Origin of the sequence: Veillonella sp., from assembly GCF_018364065.1 — a bacterium.
GTDB lineage: Bacteria > Bacillota > Negativicutes > Veillonellales > Veillonellaceae > Veillonella_A.
Genome location: NZ_JAGZMO010000002.1, coordinates 22,416 through 35,829, shown reverse-complemented (window position 1 = coordinate 35,829; position 13,414 = coordinate 22,416). Strand labels below are relative to the sequence as shown.

General features: G+C 44.2%; 16 protein-coding genes. All 16 read left to right on the top strand.

Translation table 11 applies throughout. The features are described 5' to 3' along the window. Positions 1-144: 144 nt before the first annotated feature. The 16 genes from KHZ77_RS02050 to KHZ77_RS01975 all read left to right on the top strand — a co-directional run bounded on the left by KHZ77_RS02050 (position 145) and on the right by KHZ77_RS01975 (position 13,411). The gene (locus KHZ77_RS02050) at positions 145-1,716 is read left to right on the top strand and encodes an HD domain-containing protein (RefSeq protein WP_295195185.1); all 1,572 of its coding nucleotides are present in this window, start codon (positions 145-147) and stop codon (positions 1,714-1,716) included. 49 nt (positions 1,717-1,765) lie between these two features. Beyond that, the gene (locus tag KHZ77_RS02045) at positions 1,766-3,673 is read left to right on the top strand and encodes a penicillin-binding transpeptidase domain-containing protein (RefSeq protein WP_295195183.1); all 1,908 of its coding nucleotides are present in this window, start codon (positions 1,766-1,768) and stop codon (positions 3,671-3,673) included. Between the two features lie 98 nt (positions 3,674-3,771). Beyond that, positions 3,772-4,620: a bifunctional 5,10-methylenetetrahydrofolate dehydrogenase/5,10-methenyltetrahydrofolate cyclohydrolase gene (locus tag KHZ77_RS02040; RefSeq protein ID WP_295195181.1), complete on the top strand. Its 849-nt coding sequence runs from the start codon at positions 3,772-3,774 to the stop codon at positions 4,618-4,620. Then, positions 4,598-4,939, top strand: a complete 342-nt coding sequence (gene hypA / locus KHZ77_RS02035; RefSeq protein ID WP_295195179.1) for a hydrogenase maturation nickel metallochaperone HypA — start codon at positions 4,598-4,600, stop codon at positions 4,937-4,939. Before KHZ77_RS02040 ends, hypA begins: the two co-directional genes overlap by 23 nt. A gap of 134 nt (positions 4,940-5,073) precedes the next feature. Further along, positions 5,074-5,739: a hydrogenase nickel incorporation protein HypB gene (gene hypB / locus KHZ77_RS02030; RefSeq protein WP_295195177.1), complete on the top strand. Its 666-nt coding sequence runs from the start codon at positions 5,074-5,076 to the stop codon at positions 5,737-5,739. Next, positions 5,736-7,235 (top strand): hypothetical protein, encoded by a 1,500-nt coding sequence (locus KHZ77_RS02025; protein WP_295195175.1) that lies wholly within the window; start codon positions 5,736-5,738, stop codon positions 7,233-7,235. The genes hypB and KHZ77_RS02025 overlap by 4 nt, the downstream gene beginning before the upstream one ends. Positions 7,236-7,482: 247 nt before the next feature. Continuing rightward, the gene (gene brxF, locus KHZ77_RS02020) at positions 7,483-7,947 is read left to right on the top strand and encodes a BREX-3 system P-loop-containing protein BrxF (protein WP_295195173.1); all 465 of its coding nucleotides are present in this window, start codon (positions 7,483-7,485) and stop codon (positions 7,945-7,947) included. Positions 7,948-8,229: 282 nt separating this feature from the next. Beyond that, on the top strand, positions 8,230-8,379 hold the full coding sequence (rpmG, locus tag KHZ77_RS02015; protein ID WP_115310793.1) for a 50S ribosomal protein L33: 150 nt from the start codon (positions 8,230-8,232) through the stop codon (positions 8,377-8,379). Positions 8,380-8,421: 42 nt separating this feature from the next. Continuing rightward, positions 8,422-8,646, top strand: coding sequence for a preprotein translocase subunit SecE (secE, locus tag KHZ77_RS02010; RefSeq protein WP_295195171.1), 225 nt, complete (start codon positions 8,422-8,424; stop codon positions 8,644-8,646). 11 nt (positions 8,647-8,657) lie between these two features. Beyond that, positions 8,658-9,194, top strand: a complete 537-nt coding sequence (nusG, locus tag KHZ77_RS02005) for a transcription termination/antitermination protein NusG (RefSeq protein WP_295195169.1) — start codon at positions 8,658-8,660, stop codon at positions 9,192-9,194. 114 nt (positions 9,195-9,308) lie between these two features. Continuing rightward, entirely contained in the window at positions 9,309-9,734 is a 426-nt protein-coding gene (rplK, locus tag KHZ77_RS02000) for a 50S ribosomal protein L11 (RefSeq protein WP_295195167.1), read from the top strand. A 78-nt stretch (positions 9,735-9,812) separates the two neighbouring features. After that, entirely contained in the window at positions 9,813-10,526 is a 714-nt protein-coding gene (gene rplA / locus KHZ77_RS01995) for a 50S ribosomal protein L1 (RefSeq protein ID WP_295195165.1), read from the top strand. A 180-nt stretch (positions 10,527-10,706) separates the two neighbouring features. Then, positions 10,707-11,210, top strand: a complete 504-nt coding sequence (gene rplJ / locus KHZ77_RS01990) for a 50S ribosomal protein L10 (RefSeq protein ID WP_295195163.1) — start codon at positions 10,707-10,709, stop codon at positions 11,208-11,210. Between the two features lie 49 nt (positions 11,211-11,259). Next, entirely contained in the window at positions 11,260-11,631 is a 372-nt protein-coding gene (gene rplL, locus KHZ77_RS01985) for a 50S ribosomal protein L7/L12 (RefSeq protein ID WP_295195162.1), read from the top strand. 366 nt (positions 11,632-11,997) lie between these two features. Continuing rightward, a complete protein-coding gene (locus KHZ77_RS01980) occupies positions 11,998-12,675 on the top strand; it encodes a PQQ-dependent sugar dehydrogenase (protein ID WP_295195160.1) in 678 nt (225 codons plus the stop codon). Continuing rightward, the gene (locus KHZ77_RS01975) at positions 12,614-13,411 is read left to right on the top strand and encodes a PQQ-dependent sugar dehydrogenase (RefSeq protein WP_295195158.1); all 798 of its coding nucleotides are present in this window, start codon (positions 12,614-12,616) and stop codon (positions 13,409-13,411) included. Before KHZ77_RS01980 ends, KHZ77_RS01975 begins: the two co-directional genes overlap by 62 nt. The last annotated feature ends 3 nt before the right edge of the window (positions 13,412-13,414 follow it).

Here is a 13,414-nt window from a genome sequence, read left to right as displayed (position 1 = left end):
ATAAGACTATTTAGTCAGGTCAGTATATCCGATTTAATTAGGAACTTTTACCCGATTTAATTGGGAGCGTTTACTCGATTTTATTAAGATCGCTTACCTGTTATATAGCTGATACGAAGGCATGAACCATGAGGGGGTGGCATTATGAAGTGGTTTAGCAATACGACTTCGGTAACAGTACCGAATGATAGTTTGTGGCGCGGAGCGCACCGAATTTTGACGACCTTGGAACAGGCCGGCTTTGAAGGACATGTTATCGGCGGCGCCGTACGCGATTTATTGCTTAACACAACACCGCATGATTACGATATTGTAACGAATGCGCATCCTGATGAAATTATTGAAGTGATGAAGAAGGCCGGTTACGAAACGACGGACCTGGTGGGAAAATCTTTCGGCGTAGTGGTAGTGACGGTGCCGGAAGGTTCCTATGAAATGGCTACGTACCGCATGGAACGATATGGTGCTGACAGTCATCGCCCGGAAGAAGTAACGTATGCAAAGACCTTGGAAGAAGATGTACAGCGCCGGGATTTTACGGTGAACGGCCTGGCCATGACAGCGGGCGGCGAAATCGTGGATCTCGTAGGTGGTCGCAAGGATATAAAGAATAAAGTGTTGCGCACTATCGGCGATGCGCAGGAACGCTTTTCTGAAGATGCGTTGCGTTTGTTCCGAGCTTGCCGCTTTGTGGGTAAGCTAGGATTTTTGCCTCATAAATCACTGCTGGAAGGGATGGAACCGAGCTTCCATCGCGTGCCCGGACTCTCATTGGAACGAGTGCGCCAGGAGTTGAATGGCCTCTTAGTAACGCCCTACGTGGCGAAAGGCCTTGATGTATTAGTAAAATCCCATTTAAACGAATGCCGTTGCTCCGTGCTGGAAAAGGGCGTTCGACGGGAAATCGATATTTTACCGGAGCTCAGCCATCTGGTAGACTTGCCGCAGCAAAAAGAATTCCACGCCTATGACGGCTGGGTTCACACCTTGGCTGTAGTTGATGCAATCCGACCGGACTTAACGCTCCGTTGGGCCGCCTTACTTCATGACGTAGCCAAGGGGCTTCCGAACATACGGGGATTTAACAAAGGCCGTATTACTGATTACGGTCACGATAAAGAAGGCGCCCAATTAGCAGCCATTATGCTCGAACGCCTTCAATACCCGAAACAGATGGTGGAACGGGTGAGCTGGCTTGTGGAAAACCATATGCGCTTCCATTATTTTGCAAATAATCAGGAATCGGATCCATGGAAGTGGATGCGTAAAGAAGCGCGCAGTGGCACGTTTAGAAAGAGCGAGCAGATGAAAGAGGCGGTTCGGCAGATGGCCGAAGTGTGTGCCGCCGATGTAATCGGTTGCGGTATACCGAACAGCTCCACTGAGGGCACATTGGCCTTTGGAGAATGCTTGGCTGAAATTACGAAAAGCATGCCGGTTCATACGCGCGATTTAAACTATCCCCGCGAATTGCCGCAAAAATTAGGCGCTCAAACAGCAGATATATTAAAAAGTTTATTGCAACGCGTTCAGAACGGACAACTGGCTAATGAGCCGGATGTACTCATGGAGGCGGCGCTTCACCGCATAGAGCGCATTAAAGAACGCAGTGCGCATAAACAACAAGAAACGGATACAGTGAATGCGAATGTTTCCCATGATTCGCATGAGAAGTTACAAGGAGTCGACAGAATAGATGAGACAGAGGAAGGTTAAGTCTTCAAGACCGGAATCAACAAACATAAAAAAGCATATAAAAATTCTGATGGCCATCCTTATGCTGTCCGTATTGGTTTTGGCGGGGCGCATGGTGTATCTCCAAATTTTCAACCAAAGTTGGCTGGCCGAACGAAATTTAAGTCAAATGGAACAGAAGCGCAAGCTCCAATCACCGCGCGGTACTATTTATGACCGCAACGGCAATCCGTTGGCGATGAGTATTGTTACGCAGTCTCTTTACGGAGATCCGAAGATGATCAAGAAGAGTCCGGAAGAAATTGCGGACCTCATTTCACCATATACACGTATTCCGAAAGAAGAAATTATAAAACGCCTGCAGGAAGATACAGCGTTCGTGTGGCTTGACCGCATGATGGATCCTGAAAAATCCAGAGCTGTGCAGGAGATTATTAATAAAAATGAAATTGAAGGGCTGGCATTCCAGGAAGAAAGCCGCCGTTTCTATCCGAACGGGCCGCTGTTGTCACAAGTACTCGGCTTTGTCGGCACTGATGATGAAGGCCTTGACGGCATCGAAAAACAATTCGATAAGACTATCAAGGGCGGCGTGACCCAGGAAATGATTTCCGTTGACCAAAACGGTAAGGCTATTTTCGGTTCCGTGTTGACCCAATTCTTGCCGGATAAAGAAAAGAGTATCACCCTTACTATTGATACAACGGTTCAGTTTATTGCGGAACGGGCCCTGGATAAGGCTATGGCGGAAACGAAGGCCAGCGGGGCCAGCATTATCATCATGGATCCGAAAACCGGCGAAATTTTGGCTATGGCTAACCGTCCAACCTATAATCCGAACAACTTTAGCAATGCCAATGAAAATGATTTCAAAAACCGTGCCGTTGTAGATATGTATGAACCGGGCTCCACATTTAAACCGGTTATCGCATCCGCTGCATTGGCGGCGGGCACATGGAGCGTCGATACGGTGTACTACGATAAAGGTTACATCATGCTCGATGACCGACGCATTCAGAACTGGGACGGCGAAGGGAACGGCAATGTTACTTTGCTGGACATCATCAAAAACTCGCTGAATACAGGGATGGTTAAAATCGGTCTTACTACCGGTAAAGATATTTTACAGAAATATGTGCGCGACTTCGGCTTCGGCCAACCTACAGGCATCGAATTGCCGGGCGAAAGTTCGGGGATTCTTTTCGAAGATGAAACCATGACGCAGCACGACGTGGCATCCATGTCCATCGGTCAAGGGATTGCCGTAACGCCGCTTCAAATGGTGCGTGCGTTCGGGGCAATCGCCAACGAAGGCAAGATGATGACGCCGCATGTTATTAAGTCTATTAACAATGCGGACGGCACACCATATCAGGTAACGGAACCGCAGCAGGTAGGCCAGCCAATTCCGGCTGACATTGCCAATACAATCTTCGGCATGATGGAAAAAGAAGTGTCCGAAGGGGGCGGTAATAAAGCCGCTGTGGAAGGGTATCATTTTGCCGGTAAAACCGGTACGGCGGAAAAACTGAACCCGAAAGGCGGTTACATGGATGGCCGCTATATTGCGTCCTTCATCGGCATGGGGCCTGTTGAAGATCCGCGATTCGTGGCTCTCGTTGTCATCGACGATCCGTCCGGTGTATATTACGGCGGTCAGATTGCGGCGCCGGTGTTCAAGGATATGATGAGTCAACTGGTTCGCTACTATCAATTGTCACCATCCGTAACGAAGGAAAATAAATTAAAAGATACTGTAGATACGCGTCCGGCCAAACCGCCGGTTACGAAGAGTGATACGGGTGAAATTATCATACCAAGCTTTACCGGTTGGACTACCGGTGAAGTGCGCGACTGGCTCCATCAGGCTGAATTGCAATTTATCCCTGACGGAACAGGCTATGCTATTTCACAGGATGAACCGGCAGGCAGCACCGTACCGCCGGGCGGTACTATTACCGTTCACTTTGTAAGGTAATTATGCGATTTCAGAACAGCTTATTTTTGATAAATAATAGTATAATATAAGTATGTGTTACCGATTACGATACGTGTTTGCCGTTTAAGGAGGACCTTATGTTGGAATTAAGAGGGAAAGCTGTTGCAGATGCTCATAAACTTGCGTTGAATGAGAAACTGCAGGCGTTAAAAGAAGCCGGCGTTGTGCTCACGTTGGGCATTTTGCTGGTAGGGGATGATAAAGCGGCTCATATGTATGCGCATTTCATGGAGAAGACCGCGAAAGCGGCCGGTTTCAATGTGGATTTGGCACAATTGCCGCAAACGGCTACGTTTGAAGATGTGGCTGCTGTAATTAAACGTTGGAATGAAGCAACTGATGTATACGGCGTGTTGCCGCTCATGCCGATGCCGGAACAAATCGACAAAGACGCGATTTTGGATTTATTGGCACCGGAAAAAGATATTGACGGACTTACTTGGCGAAATATCGGCTTAGTAATGAGCGGTAAAGGCGGTTTCTGGCCTTGTACACCGCGTGCTTGTATGGCCATTTTGGACCACTACGAAATTCCGATTCATGGCAAAGACGTTGTGGTTGTAGGGCGCAGCCAGGTTATTGGCAAACCGATTGCCTTGATGTTGTTGGAACGACAGGCTACCGTAACAATCTGTCATTCCCGCACCACTGACTTGGCCGACAAATTACGCCGTGCCGATATTGTTATCGCCGCAGCCGGTCGTGCTCATATGATCGACGGCTCCATGTTGAAAAAGGATGCGGTTGTTATCGATGTGGGCATTAATGATCTGGACGGTAAAACCGTTGGTGATGTGGATTACGAATCCGCCACTGCAGTGGTGCAGGCGATTACGCCGGTACCGGGCGGTGTAGGATCCGTAACTACCACTATGTTGTTAGAAAATATTTACGAGGCGTATCATGCACGAAATGTCAATCGCTGAGGGAATTGTAGATATTGCCTTGGACACCATGAAAGCAAATGGAGGGAAAGTGATTCATGCCATTCAGCTTCGCCTGGGCGTTATGTCCGGCGTTGAACCGGCGGCGTTGCACTTCTGCTTTGATGCGGTTACCCAAGGTACGGCGGCGGAAGGTGCCAAGTTGGAACTGGAAATGGTTCCGCTCACAGGCCGTTGCCTCGATTGTGCCACCCATTTTGAAGTGGAGAACTACACGTTCAAATGCCCGAATTGCGGCAGTGTAGCTATACATACCGAATCAGGCCGTGAACTCCAGGTGGCATCCATTGATATGGATTGATAGGGGCATATAAGTTGCTATCAGCAGGTTACTATTAACACGTTTAAACTATATAAGGGCGCTTTTCGTTGGAAGAGCGCCTTTGTGTCATACAGTCTTGTACGATTCACAGATAATCGGGAAGGGAGCTTTTTATGGAAGTAAAAGTAATGACCAATGTGCTGGCAAAAAATGATGCGTTGGCTGAAAATTTGCAGCATGTGTTTCAGGAGAAGAAAATATTTGTATTTAACCTATTAGGCTCACCGGGAGCCGGTAAAACTTCTCTGTTGGAAGCGACCTTACAGGACTTGGCTAAGGATTATAAAATTGCCGTTATTGAAGGCGATTTATATACAGATAAAGATGCGGACCGCATCCACAAGCTTGGCATTCCCGTATTGCAGATTAATACAGTAGGCGGCTGCCACCTAGATGCATCCATGATTGAACAGGCTTTGCAAAAACTGGACCTGGATAATTTAGATATGATTGTCATCGAAAATGTAGGCAATTTGGTTTGCCCGGCGGAATTTGCCATCGGTGAATCGATGAAGGTCACTGTATTGTCTGTAACTGAAGGGGAAGATAAACCGCTTAAATATCCGCTCATTTTTAAAGAGTCAAAGGCCGTTTTGTTAAATAAAATTGACTTATTGCCATATATACCTTTTAATAAAGATAAGGCAGTAGAAGATATTAAAAATCTAAATCCTACAGTGGCGCTTTTTGAAGTGAGCTGTACAAAGCAAGAAGGATTACAGACTTGGACAGATTGGTTACGGCAACAAATTGATGCCGTAAAGAAGGGAGCCATATGAGTCGAAAAAATATACGGCTGGCAGTAGCGGCCCTCATGGGGACTTTGTTGTGGACCGGGGCGGTATTTAACGGACCTGTATTCGCAGCAGACGCCGGCACGAATGTAAATACCGCAAAACCAGCGGTGGACGAAACCAATAAAACAAATAGCGAAACAAATAAAAAAGACGCCGAAGCAGCAGCGGCGAAAAAATCGGATAAGGTTGATGTGACCTTGAAAAATGTACCTGCGAAAGGCACCGATGCGCAGCAAAGCGACGCAGTTAAAGACGGCAATGAAGGACCGACTCCGACAGAAGCGATTGATTGGCGCGCTGAAAAGGCCGCAGTAGGCAAGATGGAAACATTAATCGAAGTGGCTCTGGAAACGCGGGAACAAAATAAGGATAAAGATAAGATTGACTTGAATTCGGTGGGGCGCAGTTATACGGCCAATGAATTGAATGCGTTGGAAGCTGCTGATTTCGTAGTGGGCCCGTTCCAATTGGGCAAACCGCTTAATGTTGATGCCATCAGTTCTGATATGATGCCGCTTTACAAAGCAATCGGCGGAGGTACAACCGGTACAAATAACGGCACCTTTATTACGTATACAGGTGAAAATGGATCGTATACTGTGTATGCCGGTCCTGTTCAGGATCAACAGCGCGTATTGCGTACGGAAGGGTTGGATTATAACTTGCCGGTAGGGGCTGTGACGAACATTCATATTACCGGCGGCGACTTCGAAACAAACCGCAATATCGGCATTGGAAAGACCCGTGGCACCGTGCTTTTCGCCTATGGCGCACCACAGGCGATGTGGCGTGACGCAACTCATAAATCCATGGTTTTAGTTTATGCACAAAGTGCTGAAAAAAATCGAAATAATAAGAAGGAATTTACGAGTACCGTAGCGAATTTAAGTAACAAGACGATATTAAGTGAACGATTACGAGAAGAAGATCAAAGTGACGGTTATATTTTATTCACGTTAGTGGATAATAAGGTAACGGCGATTGATTTCTTGGATGGCCAAGTGCGATCCAAACTGGATTTACCGAGCACGGAACTAAACTACTTTAAGGCGAATGAGTTGACGAGTCGGGACTTTGTCCTCATGGGCTATGAAGTAAACCGTCCGTTTGTAACGAACCAGGATGACGAATGGCAACAGCGCGGCACCTTGTATGATGAAGATTTCTTGAGCTACGATAATATTTTAATCGGCTATGACAAGGACCATTATATTGCACGCGCTATGATTACGAAGAGTACGGCGCTTACACGCCGCGGTATTTCAATCGGCGACAGTAAATATTTACTATTATATTTATATGGGTTGCCAACAACGATTGAAAGCGACAAGGCGAATAACGGGGATGCAGTGGAAGTATATTCCTATAAGAACCCGTTCTCCACTCACAGCTACTTAATCTTTGTGATTGGTGAAAAAGATAATTTCATAAAAAATGTTATGCTGTCAGACAGACCCCATAACGAATTGGAACGTTAATTAAAGATATACAATGAGTAGTTAAAACAGACTATATATAGATATGGTTTAGTTTATAGATGTATATATAGAGTTTATAGACAAAATATAGACTTATGTTAGTAATTTATAGCTTGAATTTACTATTTTTAAAATTAATGGTGTCCATATAGAGTTATTTGAGGTATACTATTACCCGTGTCCTTGAAAAGGATGGAGATAATATCATATAAGGTGTACATAGTGTTGCAGTAGAGGAGGTCAACCAATGGTAACAGCAGAAGAGATTAAAGCCCGCTGGGAAGAACTGGCTAACGATGAGGAACGTATTCTATTTGTTGTCGGCGGTCCCGGATCGGGGAAAAGTAAGTTAATTCGTGAGTTGGCAGAACAAGATGGTTGGAAGTACATTGAAGCAAAGGACTTGATTGAAGAGGAATTTTTGGAAATTGCTCGCGATTTAAGACCACAGATGGCCAAAGACGTTATGTGTAAGGCATTGAAGGCGTGCGGCTCTGAAGTAATTTTGCTGGACAATGTAAATGTTCTCTTCGCACCTATTCTAAACTTAGAACCTATTGAACTACTTAAGGCAATTAGCCGTATGTATCCGTTAGTAGTAGGCTGGCGCGGTAAATATGATGGTACAGACCTGCACTTGGAGCATAATAATAATCCTAAGTATTTCTCCGTTACTGTAGAAAATCCAAAACGCATTATTTCACTTGACTAAAAAAGAAAACCGGCGGGTGTAAGTGGAGGTTACACTCGCCGCGTTTTTATGTATATGGAATTTCTCTTATTTCATCGATAGTGAATAAAAATGGCTGAAAATAAATAAAAATTCCTTAAAATAAGTGTAGACAAAAGAATACAATGTTGCTATAATAAGTTGTCAGGTAAAAACCTGGCTTTTTTAAGTTGCCTGAAACTTGACAGGTATAGCCTGCTGTGATAGGCTATATAAGCATATTGTGTTTTTAGGCAAGTAGATTATGAAGTGAGGTGTATCCGGATGCGTAATGCAGTAACTATGGCATGTACTGATTGCAAACAGCGTAACTATCAGACAAATAAGAACAAGAAAAACAATCCTGATCGTATTGAAATGATGAAATACTGCAAATTCTGCGGTAAACATACGCTACATCGTGAAACAAAATAATTGTTTCTTTCTTAGTACCCTATGATTTAAGGATGTGAAATGATGGCAGGATCCAATTCTACAGTACAGCAGCGCAAAGGCGGCATCGGTCGCTTAGGGCGCGAAATGAAAGCTGAACTCAAAAAAGTAGTCTGGCCGACAAGAAAAGAGCTCATCAATTACACCATTGTGGTGTTCGTTACCGTAGTATTCATGGCTGCCTTAATCGGCGTCGTAGATGCTATCTTCGGCGAACTCATTCAATTATTGATGCATATTGTCGGATAGGAGGCCTTTCCGTGGAAGCAGATAAGAAATGGTATGTTATTCATACTTACTCAGGCTACGAAAACAAAGTAAAAACTAATCTGGAACTGAAGGTTCAATCCATGGGTCTCGAGGAAACGATTGGTCGTATCCTTGTACCGGTAGAGGATGAAGTGGATGAGAAAGATGGCGTAAAGAAAGTAGTTAAGCGCAAAATCTTCCCTGGCTACGTGTTAGTCGAAATGGAAGTAAATGACCGCTCCTGGTACGTAGTGCGTAACACACCGGGTGTAACAGGCTTTGTAGGCTCTGCTACCAAACCGGTGCCGTTGTCTGATTCCGAGGTTGAATATATCCTCAAGTCACAGGGCGTCGATAAAGAGCCGAAACAAACAGTTGATGTGGTTGTAGGCGAAACAGTGCGCATTACTTCCGGTGCCTTTGAAGATAGATTAGGTACAATTACTGAAATTAATCACGAAAAACAGACATTGAAGCTTGACGTGGAAATGTTCAATCGTGAAACATCGGTAGAGGTAGATTTCTCTCAAATCGAGAAAGATCTTTAATATATACAATATAACTCTAAACTTTTTAGGCGGCTTGGTGGTCGCCAGTGGGAGGAAAACACGTTTTCGTTTTCCGTTACCACCACATTTTGATCGCAAGGAGGTGTAATCACCATGGCTAAAAAGGTTACAAAAATTGTAAAACTTCAATGTGAAGCAGGAAAGGCAAGTCCAGCGCCACCTATCGGTCCGGCTCTTGGTCAGGCAGGTGTTAACATTATGGCATTCGTTAAAGAATTTAACGAACGCACTGCACAACAGGCTGGTTTAACTATTCCAGTTGTTATTACTGTATTTGAAGACAGAAGCTTCACTTTCATCACTAAAACTCCACCGGCAGCAGTTCTTTTATTGAAAGCTGCAGGCATCCCTAAAGGATCCGGAGTTCCAAACCGTGACAAAGTAGCAAAAGTTAGTCGCGATAAAGTTCGTGAGATCGCTGAACTTAAAATGCCTGACTTGAATGCAAATACTGTAGAACAAGGCATGCGTATGGTAGAAGGTACTGCACGCAGCATGGGTATTGTTATCGTTGATTAATTAGCGTACGACATGTGCTGTTAGAGCGCATATCGGTGGGAGGGTATTCCCGTTATACCACATAAGGAGGATTTTAAGATGGCAAAAGTAGGTAAGAAATACGCTGAAGCAGCTAAACTTATCGAAGCCGGCAAATTCTACGAACCAGTAGAAGCTATCGAGCTCGTTAAGAAAACTGCAACTGCTAAATTCGACGAAACTGTTGAAATCTCTTTCAACTTGAACGTCGATCCTAAATACGCTGATCAACAAGTTCGTGGTGCCGTTGTTTTACCTCATGGTACTGGTAAAACTCAACGCGTACTCGTATTTGCGAAAGGCGACAAAATTAAAGAAGCTGAGGATGCCGGCGCAGATTATGTTGGCTCCGAAGAATTAGTAGCAAAAATTCAAGGTGGCTGGAGCGACTTCGACGTTGCTGTAGCAACTCCTGATATGATGGGCCAGGTTGGTCGTTTGGGTAAAATTTTGGGTCCTAAAGGTTTAATGCCTAACCCTAAAGTTGGTACCGTTACGATGGACGTAGCTCGTGCTGTTAATGAAATTAAAGCCGGTAAGATTGAATACCGTACTGATAAAGCAGGTATCATTGCTTGCGCAATCGGTAAAGCATCTTTCGATGAAGCGAAATTGCTTGACAATTACCGCGTAATCGTAGATACTATTCTCAAGGCTAAACCAGCAGCTGCTAAAGGTCAGTACATTAAGACTGTTACTTTGAGCGCTACTATGGGCCCTGGCGTTCCACTTAACGTTTTCAAATTGACAAGCGTTACTAAGGAACAACAATAATATATGTTCTCTTAGCTGTAGACCGCAGGTATGTATAATGGATAATTTATCCGCCCGCAGAGGCTGACACCGAATTCTATTATGAAACGGTACGACCTCATCGCGGCCTTGTGATGAGGTCGTTTTTTACGCTAAGATAGTACATAGAGCATCACCAAAAATCTATAAGGAGGTATTCTAATGGCTGTCACTACACAGAAACAGGCAATCGTTGCAGAAATGAAAGCAAAGCTTTCCGAAGCAAAGGGGGCCGTACTCGTAGGTTACCATGGCTTAACTGTTGAACAGGTAACTGATCTTCGTCGTAAATTCTTGGCTGAAGGTGTAGAGTACAAAGTAATCAAAAACACATTGACTCGCATTGCAGTTAATGAATTAGGTTTAGAAGGTTTCGCTGAACATCTTGAAGGTCCTACTGCTCTTGCAGTATCCTCTGAAGATGCTGTTGCACCTGCACGTATCATCGAAAACTTCATCAAAGATACTAAAACTGAAGCTGTTGAAGTTAAAGTTGGTATCGTTGAAGGTAAAGTTGTTACTGCTGACGAAGTTAAAGCCGTTGCCAAGTTGCCAAACCACGAAGGTATGCTTTCCATGCTCCTTTCCGTGCTTCAGGCTCCAATCCGCAACGTGGCTTACGCAGTAAAAGCTGTTGCCGAAGCAAAAGACGAAACTGTTGCTTAATAAGTAACAAAACATTATTACAAAATAGAATTAGTGGAGGAACTATATCATGGCACTTAACATTGAAAACATCGTTGCTGAATTGGAACAAGCAACTATCCTTGAATTAAATGATCTTGTAAAAGCTATCGAAGAAAAATTTAACGTAACTGCAGCTGCTCCAGTAGCTGTTGCTGCTGCTGGCGGTGCTGCTGGCGCAGGCGAAGAAAAATCTGAATTCGACGTAATTCTTAAAGACGCTGGCGCTGGTAAAATCGGCGTTATCAAAGTTGTTCGTGAAGCAACTGGCCTTGGCTTGAAAGAAGCTAAAGCTGTTGTTGACGGCGCTCCTGCACCAGTTAAAGAAGGTCTTCCTAAAGCTGACGCTGAAGCTCTTAAAGCTAAATTGGAAGAAGCTGGCGCAACTGTTGAACTTAAATAATTTAAGTTTAGCGAATTAGCTTAACAAGTAAAGCACCCTGTGGCTCAAGCCATGGGGTGCTTTTTTTATGCAAGTAACTTTAGAGTACTAGTAATTAATTTAAGTATTCAAGTAATCAATTTTAATATTCAAGTAATCAATTTTAATATACAAATAATCGATTTTAGTGTACAATTAATCGATTTTAATGTACAAGTAATCATTTTTTCTTTATAATGAAAGAAGAGATGAACACAATATGAAACTTTAAACATGATAAATACCGGCTTAGAGGATATTTTGAGTTGTTTTATTGACCGATAAGATTAGTATTTACCTAGTCTTATCGGTCTTTTTTTAAAAAATTTTATTCGAAAGGAGAACAGTATGAAAAAGTTAGCAACAGCAGCACTATGTGCCTTTTGCGCCATTACCGCAACGGTAGGCTTTAATATGGCGGTTGAGGCAGCTCATGGAGACAAGGTAAATATTGCAGAGCCTTTCAAGGCCACTGTCCTTGTAGATGGTTTGGGATCTCCATGGGAAGTCCTTTGGGGTCCGGACAATTCGTTGTGGGTAACAGAACGTCAGGACAAATCGATTTCTAAGGTAGATCCAAAAACAGGTAAACATACGGTACTGTATACCTTTACTAATGCTTTTGCAGCACCGCCTCATCAAGGGGTTCTGGGGCTCGCACTGGATCCACAGTTCCTTAAGGGGAATAACTATATTTACACGGCCTATACCTATGAAGTAAACGGTGAAAAACATGCCCGTATTGTCCGCATGACCTATGATCCTAAGACAGAGACACTTCGTGATGAGACTGTTATCCTCGATAATCTACCTGCAAGCGTTGACCATAACTCCGGTCGTCTCCGCTTCGGACCGGATGGCAAGCTTTACTATACTATCGGCGACCAAGGACATAATCAGGGGACTCACGTAGCAGATGAAATTCAGTCGCAGATGTTACCGACGGTAGAGCAGGTAGCAAATAATGACTATAGTCTTTATCCGGGCAAAAATTTTGCGCCTCAATGTAGATGGTTCCATTCCTGATGATAATCCTGTATTGAATGGTGTCCAAAGTCATGTATATGCCTATGGATTCCGCAACTCCCAGGGGCTCACGTTTGTTGGCGATAAGCTCTTTGCGACAGAACATGGTCCGTCTACGGATGATGTGCTGAATCTAATTGAAAAAGGCGGCAACTATGGCTGGCCATATGTGGCAGGCTTTAGAGATAATGAATCCTATGTGTATGCAAACTATTCCAAGGCTCCAAAAGAGTTACAGGAAAAATTCGATCCGAACTACATTCCGGCAGGCGTTCCAACTCAGCAGGAAACCGACTTTAATGCGCCGAACCTTAAAGATCCGCTCAAATCCTTTAATGTTGTCCGCAATGGATATAACTTCGCAGATGAAACCTATGCACCGCTTTACTATGTAGGCTGGCCGACTATTGCGCCTTCCAGCGTTACTTACTATCCGGACAATGGGAAAATTAAAGAATGGCAAAATTCGCTACTCATTACGACACTTAAGAGTGGCGCCATCTATCGAGTGAAACTTGATGGCAAGAAGGAACAGGTTCAGGGCGATGTAGAAAAACTGTTCAAAACAAATAACCGTTACCGCAATGTTATCGTAAGCCCGGATACTACAAAACTCTATGTGGCTACAGATAACGGAGGCAATGCTCTCGGTAAAGATGGCAAGCCAATTACAGAAATGGAAAATAAGGGCGCCATCATCGTAATCGAATATACGGGCGATAAGAGCGGTAAGTAAGGT

Excerpts from the sequence above, each read along its gene's own strand:
- rplL (WP_295195162.1), top strand. The coding sequence starts at position 11,260 with ATGGCACTTAACATTGAAAACATCGTTGCTGAATTGGAACAAGCAACT.
- KHZ77_RS02050 (WP_295195185.1), top strand. The coding sequence starts at position 145 with ATGAAGTGGTTTAGCAATACGACTTCGGTAACAGTACCGAATGATAGT.
- rplJ (WP_295195163.1), top strand. The coding sequence starts at position 10,707 with ATGGCTGTCACTACACAGAAACAGGCAATCGTTGCAGAAATGAAAGCA.
- rpmG (WP_115310793.1), top strand. The coding sequence starts at position 8,230 with ATGCGTAATGCAGTAACTATGGCATGTACTGATTGCAAACAGCGTAAC.
- hypA (WP_295195179.1), top strand. The coding sequence starts at position 4,598 with ATGCACGAAATGTCAATCGCTGAGGGAATTGTAGATATTGCCTTGGAC.
- rplA (WP_295195165.1), top strand. The coding sequence starts at position 9,813 with ATGGCAAAAGTAGGTAAGAAATACGCTGAAGCAGCTAAACTTATCGAA.
- KHZ77_RS01980 (WP_295195160.1), top strand. The coding sequence starts at position 11,998 with ATGAAAAAGTTAGCAACAGCAGCACTATGTGCCTTTTGCGCCATTACC.
- KHZ77_RS01975 (WP_295195158.1), top strand. The coding sequence starts at position 12,614 with ATGACTATAGTCTTTATCCGGGCAAAAATTTTGCGCCTCAATGTAGAT.
- secE (WP_295195171.1), top strand. The coding sequence starts at position 8,422 with ATGGCAGGATCCAATTCTACAGTACAGCAGCGCAAAGGCGGCATCGGT.
- brxF (WP_295195173.1), top strand. The coding sequence starts at position 7,483 with ATGGTAACAGCAGAAGAGATTAAAGCCCGCTGGGAAGAACTGGCTAAC.
- rplK (WP_295195167.1), top strand. The coding sequence starts at position 9,309 with ATGGCTAAAAAGGTTACAAAAATTGTAAAACTTCAATGTGAAGCAGGA.
- KHZ77_RS02045 (WP_295195183.1), top strand. The coding sequence starts at position 1,766 with ATGGCCATCCTTATGCTGTCCGTATTGGTTTTGGCGGGGCGCATGGTG.
- KHZ77_RS02040 (WP_295195181.1), top strand. The coding sequence starts at position 3,772 with ATGTTGGAATTAAGAGGGAAAGCTGTTGCAGATGCTCATAAACTTGCG.
- hypB (WP_295195177.1), top strand. The coding sequence starts at position 5,074 with ATGGAAGTAAAAGTAATGACCAATGTGCTGGCAAAAAATGATGCGTTG.
- KHZ77_RS02025 (WP_295195175.1), top strand. The coding sequence starts at position 5,736 with ATGAGTCGAAAAAATATACGGCTGGCAGTAGCGGCCCTCATGGGGACT.